This is a genomic window from Candidatus Methanodesulfokora washburnensis (assembly GCF_003947435.1).
Lineage (GTDB): Archaea > Korarchaeota > Korarchaeia > Korarchaeales > Korarchaeaceae > Methanodesulfokora > Methanodesulfokora washburnensis.
Map to the genome: position 1 here is coordinate 23,849 of NZ_RCOS01000099.1, position 19,515 is coordinate 43,363.

Below are 19,515 nucleotides of genomic sequence, written 5' to 3' on the forward strand. Positions count from 1 at the left end.
TATAATGCTTATCTTCTCTTAATCCAGATGGCCGCTATAACGGTGATAAATCTCAGGAAGGAGTTCGGGGATATCGTGGCTGTGGATAATGTGAGCTTTTCTGTAAAAGAAGGGAGTGTCTTCGGGTATCTGGGTCCAAATGGAGCTGGAAAGACCACCACTCTGAGAATGATATACGGAGCTCTTAGACCGACGTCTGGAGAGATCTATGTTATGGGATACGATGCTCTCAGGGAGAAAAATGAGGCAAAAAAGCTGTTAGGTGTCATGCCGGAGAACACAGGAATATATCCGAGGTTGACGGCAGAGGAGAATCTCGTCTACTTTGGAAGGCTTAGGGGACTAAGCGGTTATGATCTGGAGAGGAGAGTGGAAAAACTGCTTAAAAGGTTGAATCTAGAGGAGAAGAGATATGTAATGGCAGATAAGCTCTCAAGCGGTCAAAAGCAAAAACTGGCATTTGCTAGGGCTATAATACATGAACCGCCTGTTCTAATACTTGATGAACCAACTCTTGGTGTTGATGTTATGAGTGCCAGAGAGATAAGGGAGATAATAAGGGAATATGCCGACCAAGGTGGGACTGTCGTGCTCAGCACCCACAACATGTGGGAGGTCCAAAAGCTCTGCTCTGATGTGGCAATAATAAACAAGGGGAAGATAGTGTACAGTGGAAGCAGGGCTGAGCTTGAGAAAATATCCGGAGAGAAAGAGTTTGAGGAGATATTTGTAAAGTTAGTGAGGGATGAGCATGTGGAGGCTCTTTAAGGGTTCTTCCGGTGAAGTAAAGCTTACTAGATCATTTGGCAAACTGGGATACACAATACCCGGTAGAACAGAGGTTATAGTCATGTGGAAAGAGCTGACTGAGTCTATAAGGGACAGAAGGACAATGATAAATGTGTTTCTTCTGCCAGCTATACTGATGCCCATAACAATGGCAGTTCCGTTGTTCATGATGAGCCCCAAGACAAGCCCTCCTTCTATAGTAATAGTAAACTTAGATCCGATGGCTCAAGATTTGGTAAAAAATTTGACAAAAGCATTAGCTAAATCTGTTGTGGAGAATAAGGAGATCAATATAAGCGAGGTCATGGCAAAAGGATCAGCCGATCTAGTAGTTTTCATACCCAGAGATTTCTCTGAGAGACTGTCTGCCGGGAAGAGTGCAACACTAATCTATTACTTTGATCCATATAACATGAAGTACAGCATGGCGATCAGCGTGATATCGAATGTCATCGAGAGCTATAGCAGAAATATATTGTATCAAAGGCTTAAGCAGATCAATATGAGCCTCGAATACGTTGAACCGATAAAAACCGAGATGAAAGAAGTTGTTCCAAAGGGAATCACTGTTAGTCCAGCAAGCGTCTTCTCAGCTATGCTATTGCCGATTTTCATAGGAATAATAGCGATATCCGGAGCTAGTTCTTTCGCTCTAGATATGATAGCAGGAGAAAGAGAGAGGAAAACTCTAGAGGCTCTTCTATCAAATCCCGTTGGCGGTTTCTCAGTTCTCATGGGAAAGTACTTGGCAATGGCAATGATAGCACTTTTAAGTGCTGTGACCATGATACTATCCCTCGGAGTGAGCCTAGTTCTTATGGTGGCCTTTATCCCATTCTATCCCTCTGAATCCATGAACTTCAGCCTCAAAGATATGTTTCCTGGGATAGGCTATAATCCTATGGCTGTGGTAGCAGGGATAATAGTGGCAGTGATATTATCAGCTCTGACAGGCAATGCTTTGATAACAATCGGCGCTTCCTTTGCAAGAAGCTTTAAGGAAGCTCAACAATATGTGGGTTTCATAACAATGGGCCTTATAATACCAATAATAGCTATTCCGTACATGAGCCCGTCGATGATGGGAGCTCTTAGATTTGTGCCTGTAGCTAATTTGATAGTTTTTTCTAGGGACATAATGCTGAATCCTGGCGATTTCCTGCCAATAGTGGAAAGTCTTCTGCTTTCAGTGGCATATCTTGTACTCTTCATGTGGATAAGCTCCAAGATGTTTTCAAGAGAGACTATATCCTCTTCGTAAAAATCTTTAATTTGACGGGTATGGATAGACTGGGTGATCCATTGAAAGTGACTGCTTGTGATGGAAGTGCTGGGGAGGGAGTAATAGGGGATATAGGAACAAAAAATGCCTTGATAGTTCATAAAGAGAAATTGGCTCCTCAAATTAACTTGTTCGAAATAAGGGCTCCAGCTATAGCAAAAAATGCTAAGCCTGGGCAATTTGTCGTGATAAGGCTTCATGAGAGGGGAGAAAGAATACCCCTGACAATAGCAGACGTGGATCCCATCAGAGGGACTATAACAATAGTGGCTCAGGAAGTGGGAAAGACTACTCATGAGCTGGGGCTATATGGAGTTGGTCAGCGAATACTCGATATCCTAGGACCTCTGGGAAATCCCAGCCACATAGATCATTTTGGCACTGTCGTTATGGTGGGGGGAGGAGTTGGTGTTGCCGAGATATATCCTGTTGCAAAAGCTATGAAGGAAAAAGGAAATAAGGTGATATCAATACTTGGATTTAGAAGCAAGGACTTGGTATTCTGGGAGGAAAAGCTTAGAAAAGTCAGTGATGAAGTGATAGTAACTACAAACGATGGGAGCTATGGGATGAAGGGATTCACTACGGATGCACTAAGGAAGCTCATCGAAGACGGAAGAAAGCTGGATCTAGTTCATGCAGTCGGTCCAATGATAATGATGAAGCTCATAGCGGAGTTAACTAAACCCCATGGAATAAAAACAGTGGTAAGCCTAAATCCAATAATGCTTGATGGCACGGGAATGTGTGGTGTCTGCAGGGTCTCAATAAGTGGAAAGATAAGGTTTGCATGCGTTGATGGTCCAGAATTCGATGCTCATCAGGTGGATTTTGATGAGCTTCTCAGAAGGCTGGACTACTATAAGGATCTAGAGGCGATTTCATTCGAGAAATGGAAAAGGGAGAGGGGGATGATATAAATGTCGAAGAAGCGGGTTATCAACAAGATTAGAGTTCAAACTCCTGAAAGAAAACCTGAAGAAAGGGTAAAAGATTTCAATGAAGTAAATTTAGGATATACGCTTGAGCTAGCGAAAAAAGAAGCAGAAAGATGTCTCCAGTGCGTGAACCCGCTGTGCGTGAAAGGATGCCCTGTGAGCATAAACATTCCACTCTTCATATCAAAGATACTGGAAGAGGACATAAGAGGAGCCCTAGAGGTGCTATGGAGCACCAATTTGCTTCCAGCAATGACAGGGAGGGTATGTCCGCAGGAGATTCAATGTGAGGGGCTCTGCGTAATGGGAAAGATAGGAGATCCGATAAATATTGGAAAGCTGGAGAGGTTTGTTGCAGATTATGCTAGGGAAAAAGGAATAGATAGAGAACTTCTGGAGGAACAAATAAAGAACATAAAACCAAACGGCAAAAAAGTAGCAGTTATAGGCTCTGGACCAGCTGGATTAACTTGCGCAGCAGAGCTTGCTAAAATGGGCTATGAAGTTGTTATATTCGAAGCACTTCATGAACCCGGAGGAGTGACAGTATATGGAATTCCAGAATTCAGGCTTCCCAAGGAAATAGTAAGAAAGGAAATAGACAACCTGATAAAGCTCGGAGTTAAAATAGAGACTAATGTTCTCGTCGGAAAAACAATAACATTTGATGATCTGAAGAAGAATTTTGATGCCATCTTCATAGGCAGTGGAGCTGGAACGCCCAAGTTTGCTGATTGGGAAGGTATAAACTTAAATGGTATATATTCTGCAAATGAATTTCTGACTAGAGTTAACTTAATGAGAGCCTACTCCTTCCCAGAGTACGACACGCCTATCAAAGTAGGGAAGAGAGTAGCAGTTATAGGCGGTGGAAACACTGCTATGGATGCTGCGAGAAGTGCTCTTAGGCTTGGTGCTGAGGTATGGATACTTTATAGAAGAACGAAAGCTGAGATGACAGCGAGAATAGAGGAAATACATCATGCTGAAGAAGAGGGTGTGAAGTTTATGTTCCTAGTTTCTCCAAAACGCTTCATAGGAGATGATCGTGGGAACCTCAAGGCTATAGAGCTTGAGAAGATGGAGTTGGGTGAACCTGATGAGTCGGGAAGAAGAAGGCCTGTTCCAACAGGGGAAACCGTGATAATGGAGTTTGATAATGCCATCATAGCCCTAGGACAGACTCCAAATAAGACGTTTATTCAGAGCGTTCCTCAGCTGAAAGTTGATGAGGGAGGCAGAATAGTAGTAGACGAGAACCTCATGACAAGTATACCTGGTGTCTTTGCTGGAGGAGATGCTATAAGAGGGGAAGCAACAGTTATACTTGCCATGGGGGATGGAAGGAAAGCAGCAAAAAGCATAGATTCTTACCTGAGACAAAAATAAGTTCCTTCATATAACCAGAAATTAGTTTATTAAGTAGGCTTTATAGTGATAGCCGATGAGCGATATAGAGAGAAATAGGATCGAAGAGCTTGCCATGAAATATGCTGTTCAAAATGCTATGAAGTACGGAAAGGCTAGAGTGGAACCTGTTATGGCTAAAATAATGGCAGAATTGCCTGAATATAAAGGCAAGGCGTCTGAGATAAAGAGAATAGTCGAGCAGATTGTGGAAAGAGTAAATAATATGGAGAAAAGCGATCTAGAGGATATAATCTCAAAGCTAGGAGTTACCTTGGAGAGGAAAAAGCCAGAGGGGGAGAGAAAATGGCCAGAGCTTAAGAATGCTCAGCTTGGGTTAGTGGTAACAAGAGTTGCCCCGGAACCGAATGGGTACCCTACTTTAGGTCATGCAAAGGGACTTCTCGTGCCATTTATATATGCTAGAATCTACAAAGGAAAATTCCTCCTGAGGTTTGAGGACACAAATCCAAGAGTTGAGAGAAAGGAGTTCTATGATGCGATAAGAGAGGAATTCAAGGCGATACTTGAGGGAGCTGAAAGAGAATTAGGTCTTTCCCCAGGAATCTGGGATGAGGAGATAATAGAGTCAAATTATCTGCTCCATATGTATTCATTGGCTGAAAAACTGATAGAACAAGGAGATGCTTATGTATGCACTTGCGATGCGAGAAAAGTGAGAAAGCTCAGGGCTGAAGGAATAGAATGCGAACACAGGAGGAATTCCATCGAGAGGAACATGGAGTTATGGCATGAAATGATAAACGGAGGCATACCAGAAGGGGAGGCACATCTTAGGCTGAAGACTGACATGAACCATCCTAATCGTACCATGAGGGATCCGGGGATCTTCAGGATAGTGGAAGCAGAGCATCCTATACAGGGAAAGAAGTACAGAGTCTATCCCACATATGACTTCTCCATAAGTGTCATGGATTCTCTGACAGGAGTTACTCATGCCTTCAGAAGCAAGGAGTTTGAGCCTCATGTGGAGGTTCAGAGAACTATCTTGGAAAAATTGAATCTGAGGAAGTACGAGATGATACAATTTGGAAGGGTTACTGTAGAGGGAGTTCCCCTATCTAAGAGGTATATAAGGCCTTTGATAGAGTCGGGAATACTTCAGGGATGGGATGATCCCAGAATTCCGACTTTAAGAGGCCTATTTAGAAGAGGAATAACTCCAGAAGCGATATCCAGATTCTTCTACGATCTAGGCCCAAGCAAGGTGGATTCTACCATATCAATGGATGCTATAGCTGCTTATAACAGGAAGATACTGGATCCGATAGTTCCAAGGTATATGTTCGTTCCTGATCCTGTAAGAGCAGTTATAGAAAACTTTCCTGAAGGGCTTAAGGCGAAAGTCCAAGTGCATCCAAGCAGGCAGGATATGGGGTACAGGGAAATAGAGATTTCCGTGAAAAAGGGGATAGCTACACTGTACATATCCAGTGAGGACAAGAAAGTGCTAAAAGAAGGCGACACGATAAGGCTGAGGGGTCTCTCAACAGCAACCGTTAGAAGTATAATGCCCGATGAAATCTCCCTCAAGCACATATCTGAGAGGAAGGAATCCGAAAAGGTGATCCAGTGGGTTCCAGCAGATCAAGCAGTTCCGGTTAAAGTGATAAAACCCCTATCTCCTTACTCCATATCAATAGTGGGAGGATTTGGGGAGCCTGCTATGAAGGAACTGAGGCCCGGTGATAGAATACAGCTGATAAGATATGGCTTCGCTAGGGTGGACTCGCTGGATAGAACTATAAACTTAATATTCTCTCATGAATGATATAAATTTATTAATTTAATATGGCTCTGTATTTTCAGGAGGCAAATTTATAACTGCTTTAGGAGGAAACTTCTGATGCGCAGGGAAATCGCGATACTTCTCATAATGATCCTCTTTCTGCAGTATACTGATGTTATTGCAGTTGACAGCAATGTTACTGTAGTAAAACTGGGAATTTCTCCGGATAACGTGAAATCAACCCCATCTCCTCTAATACTATCGGATGGAGTGGTTGTGGCGATCAACAACCTTCTGAAAAAGATATGCTTTGATGGGAGGGAGATCTGGACCTCCTCCATACCGTACAGGGTAAAGTTTCTTCTGGAGACAGATTCGTCTTTGCTAGTGTTTTCAGAAGGAGGATCCCTCTACTTAGTTGATGCGGTCAATGGCAATGTTCTAGACTCCATTTCACTGGGAGGTGAGGTATCTACACAGCCGATAATAAGCAGTGGAATGATATATGTTCCATTAAGCTCAGGAAATCTGATTACTTTGAACTTGCTTAGTCTTAGGAGAGCGTGGAGCATCAAATTGGACTCTGTACCTAGGTTGCTGACCTCATTTTCAGGAGGTGTTGCTGTTGCGACTAGCAAGAACACCTATCTGATATTTTCAAGCAGTTATATCATTCCAATAAATATAGCTCTCATGAACATTGGCTCCGTTGCCGGAAAGGTTGTTGGAATAACTGACAGCAGGGATGTTGTGCTGATAGACAAGGATGGATCCATCAAGGTTCTTACAAGTATAAAATCGGGTTTCATTCCAGCTGGACAACTTGTGTCCGCAGGGAATAATGTGTATATTCTGACTGGAGGTGGCAGTTTTATTAGAATAAATGTGGTTGATGGATCCATCTCATCTGAGATGCTGGATATGTGGCCTCTTTGCCAACCTCTTATATCCGAGGGTGCAATAGTAGCACTTGGATCAAACAGTATTATAATTAAAAATATATTTGGAACAACTATATATAAGGAGAGCATAGGAGGCTTATCCAGCGTGGCCTCTTTCAGGGGATTTTCCGAATCAGGAGAGGCCTATTTGGCTAGTATATCCAGCTCAGGCGATCTGATAATAGATAAAATAGACCTTCTTTTGTTTTTTGGAGAGAAATATGTGAAGGACAGGGTTGTTAACATATACGGGGATATATGCCTTCTGACGAATTCGGAGAAAAGGGTGTCGCTATATATGCTTGATAACAGCACAGGTAGTATGAAGATATCCGAAATTGCTGTAATATCGCCCGGATTTTGTAAATCAATTTCAATTTCTGCATCCGTTCCAGAAAACTGGACATATCTGATTGCCGGCTTTGTGATAGATGGCCATAAGCTTTCTCCTATAATATCAGCTAAATATCAGCCTCAAGTAGTGACTGCTGGGGAGATAAAGCTGAAGATGCCAGACAGCGTATCAATTCCGCTCGGAGGCACGGAAAACATAAGCCTAGTCATAAATAACACGATGGACACAGAGGAGTTTGATCTGTCAGCGGAAGCAGAGGGTGTGGTTCTTTCATTTCCTAACAAAATAAAGATAGAAAAGAATAAATTAACAGAAGTTTATATTAAAATACTTGGCAAACAAGAGGGAGGCTCTGTTCTGCATGTGAAGATACTGTCAAAAGGAGAGGTGTTAGCTGAGGGAAAAACTCAGCTTAAGATAGTTCCCGTAAAAGTTTTGGATAACTTAAATGTAGTTCAGAGAGATAATAATTTCTTCCTACTCGCCAATCTCACAAATAGAATCGGCGACAAAATAAACATGGTTCTCGAAATATACTTGGATGGGATCAAGGTAAATCAGACAAATATCTACTTTGCAAATAAGGGAGAGTCGAAGGGATTTGCAATGCCCGTAAAATTGGCTCAGGGAAATCACTCTCTTAGTGCAGTAGTTTCTGCAGATGGAATAGTAATAGATAGGGTCTCTCGTGGCATACAGATTGGTCTGGGCACTCAAACAAGCAAAGTTTCTCTGGCAAACATTCCTTATTTGCTTGCTGCTTTCATCATAGCGTTAGCCAGCATAGGGGGTCTTCTAGTCTATAGAAGAAGGAAAAAACCAGCTTATGCAGCTAGACTACCTCCAAAACCTCCTGCTACTGTCCCATCTTTGGAGAAAATTGAGACAGAAGTTCCTGAAGCAGAGAGATTGCCGGAGGTTGCACTAGAAAAACCAGAGGAAGAAAAACCAAGGGAGCTTATGAGGCCTGAAGTTAACATAGAGGAGATAAAAGACAGAATAGGGGGAGTGAAAAGCGAGTTGTTGGATGTAAAGTCACTAAATGAGAGCATAGAAGGAGAAGTAGGAGAGGAGGTATTTCACGATGAGATATCCGAGCTGGAGGAGAGGATATCTGAGGTTGAGGGACTTCTCTCATCCAACAGATTAGATGAAGCAGCAAACGAGATAGACAAGTTAGCGGAGACCGTATCTTCGCTGAAAAAGAGGGTTATTGCAGCTAGACAGGTCTTAATAAACAACTGGGACGTTGTGGAGAAGAGAATAGACATAATGCTGAGAATATGGGGCAGAGCTCCCTCATCGATGCTCACAATGGTTCCTCCAGAGCTCAGGATGGTAGCCCTTAAGATGTACGCCAAAAAGAGAGGGGATGTGGAGATAGTTGGGGATGAGATAAGAAAGAAGGAATCAGCTGAATGAGATAATTTCCGGTAAACATAATAAATTCTGCTATAAGCCTCTATGCAAAGGATTTTTCCTCGATTTCATAATCTACGTGCAATTCACGATAAAACCCTTGAGATATCCCGTCCATGGATGCTTTGGATCCACTGGATGATCGGGTGATTGGCCTAGCACTCCATCCAGCAGTTTAATACTCCTTCCGGATTTATCTCCAGCCTTGATCACTATTCCCTTTAGCTCTTCTTGAGATAAAAACTGGCTGCAACTAAAAGTGAATATAAACCCCCCTTTCCTCACTATGTTCATTATTTTTGTGTTTAACGTTAAATAGGCCTTCTTTCCTGCATCTTTCCTGTCTATAGAAGGAATTAGGGCAGGAGGATCTGCTATAACAACATCGTACTCTCCTCCTATCTTAAGTTCCTTTACATTTCTTTTTATGAAATTTATTTTAACCTTATTAAGCTCAGCATTTCTAACAATTTCCTCCTCCGCATAATCGGATTCATCGACAGCAGTGACATTTGCACCCTCTACTGCTGCATGTAGGCCAAATCCTCCTGTATATGAGAAGAGATCCAGTACGTTATCTCCCTTTGATATATATCTCCTCAAACTTATTCTGTTTATCCTCTGATCTATGAAGAACCCTGTTTTCTGCCCTTTTAAGACATCTACATGAAATAAGACACCTTCTTCATCTATTATGGTGTCCGATGGACCTTCTCCAGCTATTTTTCCCTTCCATAATGGGAGGTCTATCTGTCTCCTAGTTCTGCTGTCGTTCCTTGCAAAAACAGCTCTAGCGCCCAACTTAATTAATATATTAGCTATATCCTTTATCCTTGCATCAAATCCGACAGATGTGCTAGTTATAGATGCTATATCATTATAAAAATCAATTATGAGCCCTGGAAGGAGATCGCTTTCGCTGTGCACTAATCTGAAATAATTTCCAAGCTTCATCCTCTTTCTCATATCCAAGGCATTTTTCATCCTCTCATCTATAAGATCTAAGCTTATCCTATCCTTAAATGCCAACATTCTCACTCCCACGGATCCTATTTCCTCATAAAAGCCCTCTCCAAGGAATTCTCCATTCTCATCCTTCACTATGACAACATCTCCTCTTGATACCGGTCCGATGAGCTTTTTTATCATATTTAAGCCTATGTTAAATCTGCCTGAGAGGATAAGAGAGGTTCCTCTTTTGTCAACAATAACCTCTCCAGTCGGATGCCAGCTCATGACTCAACCCTCAGTGTTGTTTCAGCTCAATCTCCTTGATCAGTCTTTTTGTCAATATTTCAGCTCCATCTGATCTCACTATCATGGTATCCTCTATTCTGATGCCACCCCATCCTTTTATGTAAACACCGGGCTCCACTGTCACAGCATAGCCGCTTTCTATCCTCTCCTTCACACCTACAAGAAGTCTAGGAGGCTCATGAACCTCCAAGCCTATTCCATGACCTGTGCTGTGGACGAAGTTCTCAAGCAATCCACTTTTGTTTAACACATCTCTAGCCTCTTTATCTGGATCCTCAGCATTTATCCCAGCCTTAATCTTCATTATGGCTTTTTCCTGACTTTCATAGACAGAATACCACATCTCTTCCAGTTTCCTCTCCGGTTTTCCCACTGTAAACGTTCTTGTCATATCGCTAGCGTACATGTGATAACTCGATCCAAAGTCGATGAGCACGATATCTCCACTTTTTAACCTCCTCTCTGTTGGAATATGGTGGGCATTAAATGAATTCTCTCCAAAACAGACTATTGTGGGGAAAGCCGGACCATCTCCTCCAAGCCTTCTCATTTCTAACTCTATCCTACCTGCTATCTCTTTTTCTGTTGCTCCCGGCACTATCTCCGGGATTACATTGTAAAAAGCATTCACAGATATATCAGCACTTCTTCTCATTGTTTCAATCTCTCTTTCGCTTTTAACGGCCCTAATCCTAAGAATTTCCTGACTTAAATTCAGAACAGGAAGGCTTCTTCCTCCTCTTCTAAAGGTCCTCCTCAGTTCCTCTTCCTCTTTTTTGTTTCCATCAAAAGCAAGCTTTCTAGCTCTTATTCCTCTCTTTTTAATTTCTTCTTTTATCAAAAGGCTTATTTTCTTGTCTTCAACCCTGTCAAGACCGTAAAATGGCTTTACAGTGACTACCTCATACACAGCCTGCTCCTCAGCTATTTTATCCCCGAATGCATATCTAGCTATTAGAAAAGGTTCTTCGTCAATTGGCACTATTAATGCAGATGCTGTGTTTGTTCCGGAAAGATAGAACATATTTGCGCCCGATCTAATCACGCATAAATCCACTCTTTTGCTGTCCATCCACTTCTTAAGCTTGGATATCCTTGAGTCATACTCCTCCTTGGGGAACATCTGCTATCATGTTGCTGATAATTGATAAACTCGACAGGTTATCAGTGCTCAATATATTACTTATATATTTGTATTATCAGTAACTTTAAGCTTTTTTATTGGTGATATCCAGTTAGTGTACTCCTGTATGTGAGATAGGGTTCGTCGGCAGTTTCCAGATAGTTAACCTTTATATAATTCTTATGTGTATATTCAGATTGTGGAAGTTGTTTTAGGAGTCCCCTTCGGATATGAGCCTAATGATGAGCTCAAAAAACTTCTAGAGGACTTCAGGGAAATGATAAACTTCTGCATAGATTATGCTTATAAAAGAAGGATAACATCTTATGCAAAGCTGAGGAAAGGTGTCTATGAGGAGTGGAAGCAGAGATGGGATTACTCAACCCATTTCTGCCATTCAGCATGCAAGATAGCTTTAGCTATGCTCAAGAAATACAGGAAGAAACACAGAGAGGGGAAGCCTGAGGCCAAGAAGTTATTCATGCAGTTAGATCCCCAGCTCTACAGGTTTTATGGAGATAAGATCAGGATCTCGGTCAGGCCGAGGCAGTTTCTGTTCATAAACCTGAAATTCGGGGAATATCAGAAGAAGTTTATAGATGCATGGAAAGAGGGGAAGCTTAAGATCGGTGAGGTAACGATAAATGAGGACAAGATAATAATTCCATTTAGAAAAGAAGTGGATCTGCAGAATCCAAAGGAATGGATAGCGATAGATATAAATGAATCTAACATAACAGCGGTAAGTTCAAATCCCCATGTTTTAAGGGTAGATCATGAGCTAAGAACGATCCACACAACCTATTTTATCATCAGGAGAAATATTCAGAAGCTTGTCAGATACAAGCCTAAGACTGCACAGAGGCTGATGAAGAAGTACTCCGACAGGGAGAAAAGAAGGACAAGGGATCTATGCCACAAAATTTCAAAAAAGATTGTGGATTTTGCCAAACAGCACAACCTAGGAATACTGATGGAGGACTTGAAGGGGATAAGAAAACGCATAAAAAGGGGAAGAATGCTGAACAGAAGGTTGCATAACTGGAACTTCAGAATGCTTCAGTTCTATGTTGATTATAAGGCTAAGCTTAACGGTCTGCCAGTTATATATGTTAACCCGAGGGGAACTTCAAGCCTGTGCCCGATATGTGGGGGAAGACTAGCTCCGAATGGGCACAGGCTTGTGAGATGCCTGCGGTGCGGTTATGAAAGTGATAGGGATGTGACCGCAGGCATTAATATGCTCAGGATGAGGGGAGCCCCGTTGCCCCTGAAAGCCATCAATGAGGATAGCAACAGATTGCTATCCGAGATGGAACGGGTAGTTATATAACTATCCGACAACGGTTAAATTTTGCTCGAGATTTTTCTCGTATGCCTGGCATATATGCGTTGATCAATATATACACAGAGAGCAAAAGCATCGACAAGATATCGAAAAAGCTTCAGGAGATGGAGGAAGTGATAGATCTCTATGAGGTAACTGGAGACTATGACTTAGTTGCCCTCGTTAAAACAGAGGATCCAGCTAGCTTCAGAAAGTTCCTCAAGGAGAAGATCCTATCTCTAGAGGGGATAAGAGGAACTAACACTGTGGTAATACTCCATACAAGTAAGAGAAACGGGGAGGTAGTAGAGGAATAATGGCAAAAAGGATTTTAGTGCCTTTGTACAGAAAGATAGACTTGGATGTATTTTTTCACATGATAATGCCGGTATTATCGGAAAAGGATGAGATAACATTGTTTCATGTAATTCAGGTACCGATAACAACAGCGATGGATAGAGAGCTCTTCTCAAAGGAGCTTGAGGAGGCGAATAAATGGCTTGAGGAGATGGCAAAGGAGCTCATGGATAAAGGTCTGAATGTTCGGACAAGAGTTGTGATGTCAAGGGATATAGCTGAGGCAATAGCTAGAGAAGGAGAAGAGGAAAATCATGACGTAATATTCATGCTTAAAAGGAGGAGAAAAAGTTTAAAGAGGATTTTTCAGAGGAGCATCTCATCCAAGGTATCAGAGCTCTCGAGGAAACCTGTTATAACTTTATTAGTTGATAAAATTTAGGATAACAACTCGGATTCATACTTCCTGAGGTGCTCCATTGCCTGTTTTACATCTGTATAGAGCTTTTTCACCTCCTCTACGTCCTCAGGAAGCACCTTATCTCTTGACATCGATCTAGCTCTCACTCCAGCCATGCTGAGAAGCTGAACAGCATGTCTAAGGGATGTTTCAGCTCCTATCTTTACAAGAGAATCAAATGCCTCCTTTTCAAGCTCAATTTTCTCTTCTGCTGCTCTTATTTTCAAAATCTCCCTTATCTCCTCCTCGTTGTATTTATCTGTTGTTATTATGACAAGCCTATCCAAGAGGTCTAGAGGAAGGCCGAATGGGGATTTTACATCAGTTCCTCTTATTGTGGTAATCCCTCTATTTGTGGCCATGACTATTATGGGGACAAGTTCTCCCTCCATAGCCCTTGCTAAGAAGCTCAACGCCTCTATATCCATCATGTGAACGTCATCTATGAATAGCACCCCTGGTATTATCTCAGCTCTTCCCTCCTTCACCCACTCACTGACCTGCTCATCAACTGATGCTCTGATCTCCGAACTTATCTCTTTCTCTGCTGAGAAGCCGAAAAGCAGGGAGGCTATGCCCGATCCTCTTCTCCTTGCGAAAAGCTCGTCTAGATCATATAGAGTCATCGTATATATGAACTCCTTCTCCTTCATCACATCTCCATCCGGCTTTGGAACTGTTTTTTCAGTCTCTATTTCATATAACTCCTTGCTTGAGCTGGATCTTCCCACTCTAGCCACTCTTCCAGTCTCAGCATCTATCTGTATCACATCGCCCTCTCTAACTCCCAGCTCAACAAGCTGAGCAGCTACACCTTCCCCGACTTCAAATGTTCTGGATTGCTTCTTCGTCTCCAAGGTTATTCTGGCACTTCTAGGTATCTGATAGTAGGGATTATATGGATTTGAAGCATATCTAACATCAAGTTTAGTGACCTCCCCCTCGTAGATCTTCCTCATTTCATGCAGCCTAACACCTATTGCCTTTCTCATTGCCTCCATTAGAACATCGGTCTTTCTTCTCTCTGCGCTATATATCTCAGAGCCAGAGAGCACTATGAAGGGGACATCCTCCCCAAGCTCCCTAGCTATTCCCACTGCCAGTGCTGTTTTTCCAGTTCCAGGTGGTCCTGCAACCAGAACTCCTTTTCCGCTGAGCTTTCCCTCCTTAGCCATCTTCACAACTAGATATGCAGCTTCTCTAGCTCTTGTCTGTCCCACCATTCCATCAGCAACGAGCTTTGCTCTCAGGTTTTCATCAACTCCTAAGCCTCTTATATGGCTATGAGCTCCAACCCTCTCCAGCCTCTTGGGTGTGGGTCCTGATATCTCTCTTATCTCGGACAAGATTCCCACCTCCCAAGAGCGATAATCTAACTTATCGAGCGAAAATTTAAGCTTTTCTGTGAAATAATATATTTAAATTATAATTCCGCTTGCACTTAAACCCTTACTCAGATCTCTCCTAAAGTTATGATCATAATCTTTCCGGGGTATCTCTCGGAGAGTGCCTCAGGAAGAGCTTCTCCCATTAATCCGAATCTCCTCCTCCTAGTGGAGAAGAGCACTATTACATCTGCTCTATCAAGCTCCTCCCTCAGGTTTTCCATTATACTTCCCTCTTTTAATGGATCGACTATTACAATGTTGTATCTAACATAATATCCTTCCTCTTTTAACTTATTCTCAAGCCATCTCAGGCTCTTCATGCTTTCCTCTCTATACCTTATGATATCTTCAGCCTTTGCTCTTGGAATCTCAATAAGCATTGAGAAATTCAGTCTAAATCTATTATCTAGAGATTCTACTATCTTATCAGCCACTAGATCCAGAGGATCGCCCTCTTTAACTACTATCAAAGCATCAAGGTGAAATCCGCCGGGCAAAATATCCTTTCCTCCTAATTTTCCCATTATTGGCATTTTCATCATTCTTCTGAAAAGTGCATATAGGGAAATGCCAAACAGAATCCAAGCTACACCCAAAAGTCTAGCACTTGGATGAAAGATTACTATTAAGATCCACATTATTAAGGTGGTTATTGTTCCCATAATTCCAGCTAGTGGGTACTCCCTTCTCCTGATTTTTATGGATCCTGGAAGTTTCCAAGGTCTGTAAGCATCTCTGTCTATGAATCTTAACTTTATCAGAGATATGTTGACCAAAATATAGGACAAGAGCGCCCCAAAAGCATACATTCCTGCAGTCTGCTCTAATCCTTGAAAGAGACACATTAAGGCTCCCAGCATGCCGAAGGTTATTATTGTCCTCGTTGGAGTTCTGAATCTCCTGTTGACGTGGTAAAACCATCCAGGTAACAGCTTAAACTTTCCCATGGAGAAAACAACTCTGGAAACTCCCACTACTCCAGTGTTAGCAGATGCAAGAGTTATTATAAATCCGGTAAATGCAGTCACTATGGATAATACCTTCCCTAGAAAAGGTATTTTGGATGCAATAGCTACTAGAGGTTTGTTCATATTGGCCACAAGCTCTTTCCAGCTCATTAAACCGTTAGCCAATGTGGAAAGTCCTATTGCAAACACAGCAACAGCTAGTATTGAGAATTTTGTCGCCTTGGGGATCCATCTATCCGGTCTCCTTGTCTCCTCCGCTGCTTGGGCTATGGATTCTATGCCCACATACGACATCATAGCTAGGGTAAGAGCATAAATAAAGTTTTGCAAACTTATATTACAGGAGTTTACATATCCAACATCAAGCAATATAGCTGGATTCCCAATCTGGTATATCTGGGATATAAAACTATTAAAATTAAATGCAAGAGCAAAGCCAAGCAGCAGAATTGCTCCTTCAAGCACGACATCTGGCATCACGAGTGCTATGTTGAGGGCTGAGCTCTCCCTTATGCCTACTATATTTACAATAATTAGAAATAATACTATGAAAAAGGCAAAGAGGGAAAGGCCATTTACTCCGCAGAAGCTTATGCTTAACAACTGTGGGAAGAAAAATGACATATATCCAGCAGATGCAAGAGCAAAAAGAGCTATATCCACGGTATAATCAAAAAGAAGGGCCCATCCCGCTACAAATCCCCAAAAATCGTTGAGAGCTCTCATGGAATATACGTGAGCTCCTCCGGCATAAGGGTAGGTGCTTGCTAGCTCTGCGTATGCAAGTCCTGTGAATACATAGGCTATAGCAGCAAAAGCGAATGCTAAGGGAGCTGCCCCCCCTGCATAAAGGGCAACTACACCCAAGGCTATGTACACATCGGCACCAACATCAGCATATCCCATTGCAAAGGAGCCAAGTAATCCAACTTCTCTCTTTAGGGCAGCTTTCTTCTCCATACAGGACCCCTATTTCCTCACTACATCCAGAACTATTGCAGGGCAAACCCTCTTAACACCTTCAATGGACTCTATCTCCTTTAATATATCGCTCATCTCCTGATTATCCTTTGCCCATATCTCAACGATGATCATGTGATCGCCCGTGGTAACATAAATCGTATTTATATAGTCTTTCTTCTTTAATATATCTATTACCTTGAATATAGATTCAGGCATCGTATCAATTCCTGTGAGGGAGACGGAGTTATACCCTAAAAGAGAGGGATCGATAAGTGCGGTGTATCCTCTTATTACCCCTCTCTTCTCGAGCTTTGATATCCTCTTTTTCACTGCAACATCGCTTATTCCGACTATCCTTGATATTTCTGTGAGCGGAATTCTTGCATCTTTTTTGAGCATTTTTAGTATTTCCATGTCCTTCTCATCGATGAAGCGGTCCTTTCTCATATTTTACCCAACAGCAATAGAAGACACTCTTAATAAAATTAGCAGTGCTTGAGCTACTTGGATACAAATAAAAATAGAAGCCTCTAAATCGAGTTCATGAGCTAAATTTTAATACATCTGAATCGATGTTCCTTATGCTGGAAAGGCTTGTAGTCGGGCCTCTGAAGACAAATTGCTACATTCTGATGTCCTCGAATGAGGCTGTTGTTATAGATCCCGGATGGGAAGGAGAGAGAATACTGGGCAAAGTGGGAGATGCAAAACTGAACGCAGTGATCCTGACACATGGACATTTCGATCATGTAATGGCTGCAAATACGCTTAAAAAAGCAAAGAATGCTAGAATTTTGATTCACAGGAAGGATTTATATTTGCTAAAGTCACTAAGATATCAGTTATCAAGATTTGGAATTGAGGAATATGTAGAGATAGAACCTGATGGGTTTATAGAGGACGGAGATGAGCTGAGATTGAACGACAGCCCGATAAAAGTGATTCACACCCCCGGTCACACTCCTGGAAGTGTATGCCTTCTCTGGGAGGGAAAGCTCTTCTCGGGAGATACTCTGTTTAGGGGGGCTTTTGGCAGGGTTGATCTCCCGGGAGGCAGCTATGACGATCTCGTTTTATCCATGAGAAAGTTGCTCGATTTGCCAAGTGAGACATTGGTTTTTCCCGGTCACGGTGATGGGACCACGATAGGAGCTGAACGGTGCATGATGATGGAAATAATATCAAAAAAGTAGGTAGGGTTACCTACCAGATCTCCTGATAGATACAATCTCTTCTACAGCTTGATCTAGGAGGAATCTTAATCTCTCGGCAAGTTCATTTCTGATCATTCCCTTTACAGCTGCCTCTATAGCTTCCGATCTGCTTGAAAATCTCCCCTCCTTTACCAATGCATCTATAGTTGATACAAGCTCGTCGTCCAGTTGTACTGCCAACTCAGCCATTTTCGCTCGCCTTAACCAACCCAAGGAAGCTGAGATATTTAAGCATTAGTATAGCAGCTATATAACTTACGTCAACTGTCTAATTTAATCTCTAGATTAACCCTGAACTCTATTCCTCTTCTGGATGCAAGCTTGATGAACTCATCCGCCTCTATCACCTCTTCGGGATTGTGAACTCCTTTCTCAATTCTATTATATCCTATCATCTGTGCTGCTATGGAAGCAGGAACTCCAACAGCTAAGGATTGAGCTGAAACTCCCCATTTCTTATTGCTTTTTGTCAGAGAAATTACCCTACAGATAGCAGATCTTCCACCTTTCAAGCCGTAAGCTGAAACTATTATTGCATCAAAGTCATCCGGAGTTATATCAATTGCCTCTATTTTTTCGAGGGCTTTTTCTCTAATGAGGTCCCTCATCGTCATCCTTCTTCCCCTATAAAATACCTCCTCCTCGTTTAGAAGACCCATATCTCTAAGCATGCTGTATTTCATCACTAGCTCGTCAGGAAATGAGAGCTTATAATCAACTAACTTGAGGCCCTTGTTTCTCAGGTACTCCCCTATTGTGTATGTCTCTGGATGCTCCACATAATAGACTTTTTGCCTTCCCACAGGCTCAGGAAAATCCACTATTTCAACCCCTGAGAGCGCTTCCACCAGGACAATACCATTTTCAGTCCATATCTCGACTTTGTCTTCAAATTCATCTGCGATTGTGTCAAAAGAATAAGGAACAGGCAGAGGTATGTTCACCGGTCCGTAATCGGTTAAATCCACCCAGCCCTCCCTCATTATTATTTTTTCAACATAATCAAGCTCTTCTGCGGCTTTTTTTGCCATTATATTTATCATCCCAGGGCTGCATCCCATACCTATTATTGCGGTGATTCCCTTGTCCCTGAACTTCTCGTCAAGGTTTTTCTGCATTTTAACAGTCTCTACATCGCTTCCCAGATCCACATAATTGACTTCTGCTTCTAGACAAGAATTCATTACCTTGGGTATGTATGTATAAAGTAAGCCATTTATAACAATATCATAATTCTTTATCAAACTGACTAGGTCATCGGAGGATGCATCTACATGCATTGTCTTGATCTCCTTCCTCTTGGTCAGCCTTAACGCTTTTCTGGCAACTTTTTCAGCTCTTTTAATCGAAATATCTGCTATTGCTATCTCCTCCACATCGGGACTAAGTCTATCATCTGCCAAATCTAGGGCAGCTGAAGATGAACTTAAGCCTGCTCCGAGAAGTAATACCCTCATTGACATCGCTTACCGTCTTTAATCATCCCTTAAAAAGTTAATTTTCACAAGCTTTCTCCTTATAAAAATGGATGTCCAGAAAACCCAGTGCTTTAGCTTTGGGATGAATGGCAAAGCTTAAATACAAACCTCCCTGAAATCAATGGTTCGGATGTTCCGAGCCCGTGAGGGAGGCAAGAT

17 protein-coding genes are annotated in these 19,515 nt (G+C 42.1%); 10 read left to right on the forward strand and 7 right to left on the reverse strand.

Features of this window, described 5'->3' with window-relative positions; translation table 11 throughout:
- Positions 1-27: 27 nt before the first annotated feature.
- The 6 genes from D6D85_RS08270 (at position 28) to D6D85_RS08295 (ending at position 8,884) form a co-directional block, all read left to right on the forward strand.
- A complete protein-coding gene (locus D6D85_RS08270; RefSeq protein WP_125671585.1) occupies positions 28-768 on the forward strand; it encodes an ABC transporter ATP-binding protein in 741 nt (246 codons plus the stop codon).
- Complete coding sequence (locus tag D6D85_RS08275; RefSeq protein ID WP_161969770.1) at positions 752-2,050, forward strand: ABC transporter permease; 1,299 nt, start codon at positions 752-754, stop codon at positions 2,048-2,050. Before D6D85_RS08270 ends, D6D85_RS08275 begins: the two co-directional genes overlap by 17 nt.
- A gap of 20 nt (positions 2,051-2,070) precedes the next feature.
- Positions 2,071-2,991, forward strand: a complete 921-nt coding sequence (locus D6D85_RS08280; protein ID WP_125671587.1) for a sulfide/dihydroorotate dehydrogenase-like FAD/NAD-binding protein — start codon at positions 2,071-2,073, stop codon at positions 2,989-2,991.
- Positions 2,992-4,398: an NADPH-dependent glutamate synthase gene (gene gltA / locus D6D85_RS08285; protein ID WP_125671588.1), complete on the forward strand. Its 1,407-nt coding sequence runs from the start codon at positions 2,992-2,994 to the stop codon at positions 4,396-4,398.
- 55 nt (positions 4,399-4,453) lie between these two features.
- Positions 4,454-6,208, forward strand: a complete 1,755-nt coding sequence (locus D6D85_RS08290; protein ID WP_125671589.1) for a glutamate--tRNA ligase — start codon at positions 4,454-4,456, stop codon at positions 6,206-6,208.
- A gap of 75 nt (positions 6,209-6,283) precedes the next feature.
- Entirely contained in the window at positions 6,284-8,884 is a 2,601-nt protein-coding gene (locus D6D85_RS08295) for an outer membrane protein assembly factor BamB family protein (RefSeq protein ID WP_125671590.1), read from the forward strand.
- Positions 8,885-8,956: 72 nt separating this feature from the next.
- Here D6D85_RS08295 and D6D85_RS08300 read toward each other — a convergent pair whose 3' ends face one another.
- Both D6D85_RS08300 and D6D85_RS08305 read right to left on the reverse strand, forming a co-directional pair.
- Positions 8,957-10,117: a class I SAM-dependent rRNA methyltransferase gene (locus D6D85_RS08300; protein ID WP_125671591.1), complete on the reverse strand. Its 1,161-nt coding sequence runs from the start codon at positions 10,115-10,117 to the stop codon at positions 8,957-8,959.
- Positions 10,118-10,127: 10 nt separating this feature from the next.
- The gene (locus D6D85_RS08305) at positions 10,128-11,261 is read right to left on the reverse strand and encodes a M24 family metallopeptidase (protein WP_125671592.1); all 1,134 of its coding nucleotides are present in this window, start codon (positions 11,259-11,261) and stop codon (positions 10,128-10,130) included.
- 199 nt (positions 11,262-11,460) lie between these two features.
- Here D6D85_RS08305 and D6D85_RS08310 point away from each other — a divergent pair, with 199 nt between their 5' ends.
- From D6D85_RS08310 to D6D85_RS08320, 3 genes are read left to right on the forward strand one after another with little or no spacing between them, the layout of a single operon-like run.
- Complete coding sequence (locus tag D6D85_RS08310) at positions 11,461-12,594, forward strand: RNA-guided endonuclease InsQ/TnpB family protein (RefSeq protein ID WP_125671593.1); 1,134 nt, start codon at positions 11,461-11,463, stop codon at positions 12,592-12,594.
- Between the two features lie 41 nt (positions 12,595-12,635).
- Positions 12,636-12,905, forward strand: a complete 270-nt coding sequence (locus D6D85_RS08315) for an Lrp/AsnC family transcriptional regulator (RefSeq protein ID WP_125671594.1) — start codon at positions 12,636-12,638, stop codon at positions 12,903-12,905.
- Positions 12,905-13,327: a universal stress protein gene (locus tag D6D85_RS08320; protein WP_125671595.1), complete on the forward strand. Its 423-nt coding sequence runs from the start codon at positions 12,905-12,907 to the stop codon at positions 13,325-13,327. Before D6D85_RS08315 ends, D6D85_RS08320 begins: the two co-directional genes overlap by 1 nt.
- On the opposite strand, the gene D6D85_RS08325 is transcribed toward D6D85_RS08320, so the two are convergent.
- The 3 genes from D6D85_RS08325 to D6D85_RS08335 all read right to left on the reverse strand — a co-directional run bounded on the left by D6D85_RS08325 (position 13,324) and on the right by D6D85_RS08335 (position 17,111).
- Entirely contained in the window at positions 13,324-14,691 is a 1,368-nt protein-coding gene (locus D6D85_RS08325; protein WP_125671596.1) for a RuvB-like helicase, read from the reverse strand. The genes D6D85_RS08320 and D6D85_RS08325 overlap by 4 nt on opposite strands.
- 107 nt (positions 14,692-14,798) lie before the next feature.
- Complete coding sequence (locus D6D85_RS08330) at positions 14,799-16,661, reverse strand: APC family permease (RefSeq protein WP_125671597.1); 1,863 nt, start codon at positions 16,659-16,661, stop codon at positions 14,799-14,801.
- Between the two features lie 9 nt (positions 16,662-16,670).
- Positions 16,671-17,111: an Lrp/AsnC family transcriptional regulator gene (locus D6D85_RS08335; RefSeq protein ID WP_125671598.1), complete on the reverse strand. Its 441-nt coding sequence runs from the start codon at positions 17,109-17,111 to the stop codon at positions 16,671-16,673.
- Positions 17,112-17,245: 134 nt separating this feature from the next.
- Here D6D85_RS08335 and D6D85_RS08340 point away from each other — a divergent pair, with 134 nt between their 5' ends.
- On the forward strand, positions 17,246-17,857 hold the full coding sequence (locus D6D85_RS08340) for an MBL fold metallo-hydrolase (protein ID WP_237558799.1): 612 nt from the start codon (positions 17,246-17,248) through the stop codon (positions 17,855-17,857).
- A gap of 6 nt (positions 17,858-17,863) precedes the next feature.
- Here D6D85_RS08340 and D6D85_RS08345 read toward each other — a convergent pair whose 3' ends face one another.
- Together D6D85_RS08345 and D6D85_RS08350 are read right to left on the reverse strand one after the other, a co-directional pair.
- Positions 17,864-18,067 carry a ribbon-helix-helix domain-containing protein gene (locus D6D85_RS08345; RefSeq protein ID WP_125671600.1) on the reverse strand — a complete coding sequence of 68 codons (204 nt, stop codon included), beginning with the start codon at positions 18,065-18,067 and terminating at the stop codon, positions 17,864-17,866.
- Positions 18,068-18,138: 71 nt separating this feature from the next.
- Positions 18,139-19,341, reverse strand: a complete 1,203-nt coding sequence (locus D6D85_RS08350) for a saccharopine dehydrogenase family protein (protein ID WP_125671601.1) — start codon at positions 19,339-19,341, stop codon at positions 18,139-18,141.
- Positions 19,342-19,515 lie beyond the last annotated feature (174 nt).

What these genes read in the sequence shown, in the direction of transcription:
- D6D85_RS08295 (WP_125671590.1), top strand. Translation starts at nt 6,284, where the DNA reads ATGCGCAGGGAAATCGCGATACTTCTCATAATGATCCTCTTTCTGCAG.
- D6D85_RS08330 (WP_125671597.1), bottom strand. Translation starts at nt 16,661, where the DNA reads ATGGAGAAGAAAGCTGCCCTAAAGAGAGAAGTTGGATTACTTGGCTCC.
- D6D85_RS08335 (WP_125671598.1), bottom strand. Translation starts at nt 17,111, where the DNA reads ATGAGAAAGGACCGCTTCATCGATGAGAAGGACATGGAAATACTAAAA.
- D6D85_RS08300 (WP_125671591.1), bottom strand. Translation starts at nt 10,117, where the DNA reads ATGAGCTGGCATCCGACTGGAGAGGTTATTGTTGACAAAAGAGGAACC.
- D6D85_RS08305 (WP_125671592.1), bottom strand. Translation starts at nt 11,261, where the DNA reads ATGTTCCCCAAGGAGGAGTATGACTCAAGGATATCCAAGCTTAAGAAG.
- D6D85_RS08315 (WP_125671594.1), top strand. Translation starts at nt 12,636, where the DNA reads ATGCCTGGCATATATGCGTTGATCAATATATACACAGAGAGCAAAAGC.
- D6D85_RS08275 (WP_161969770.1), top strand. Translation starts at nt 752, where the DNA reads ATGTGGAGGCTCTTTAAGGGTTCTTCCGGTGAAGTAAAGCTTACTAGA.
- D6D85_RS08270 (WP_125671585.1), top strand. Translation starts at nt 28, where the DNA reads ATGGCCGCTATAACGGTGATAAATCTCAGGAAGGAGTTCGGGGATATC.
- D6D85_RS08290 (WP_125671589.1), top strand. Translation starts at nt 4,454, where the DNA reads ATGAGCGATATAGAGAGAAATAGGATCGAAGAGCTTGCCATGAAATAT.
- D6D85_RS08345 (WP_125671600.1), bottom strand. Translation starts at nt 18,067, where the DNA reads ATGGCTGAGTTGGCAGTACAACTGGACGACGAGCTTGTATCAACTATA.
- D6D85_RS08320 (WP_125671595.1), top strand. Translation starts at nt 12,905, where the DNA reads ATGGCAAAAAGGATTTTAGTGCCTTTGTACAGAAAGATAGACTTGGAT.
- gltA (WP_125671588.1), top strand. Translation starts at nt 2,992, where the DNA reads ATGTCGAAGAAGCGGGTTATCAACAAGATTAGAGTTCAAACTCCTGAA.
- D6D85_RS08280 (WP_125671587.1), top strand. Translation starts at nt 2,071, where the DNA reads ATGGATAGACTGGGTGATCCATTGAAAGTGACTGCTTGTGATGGAAGT.
- D6D85_RS08340 (WP_237558799.1), top strand. Translation starts at nt 17,246, where the DNA reads ATGCTGGAAAGGCTTGTAGTCGGGCCTCTGAAGACAAATTGCTACATT.
- D6D85_RS08350 (WP_125671601.1), bottom strand. Translation starts at nt 19,341, where the DNA reads ATGTCAATGAGGGTATTACTTCTCGGAGCAGGCTTAAGTTCATCTTCA.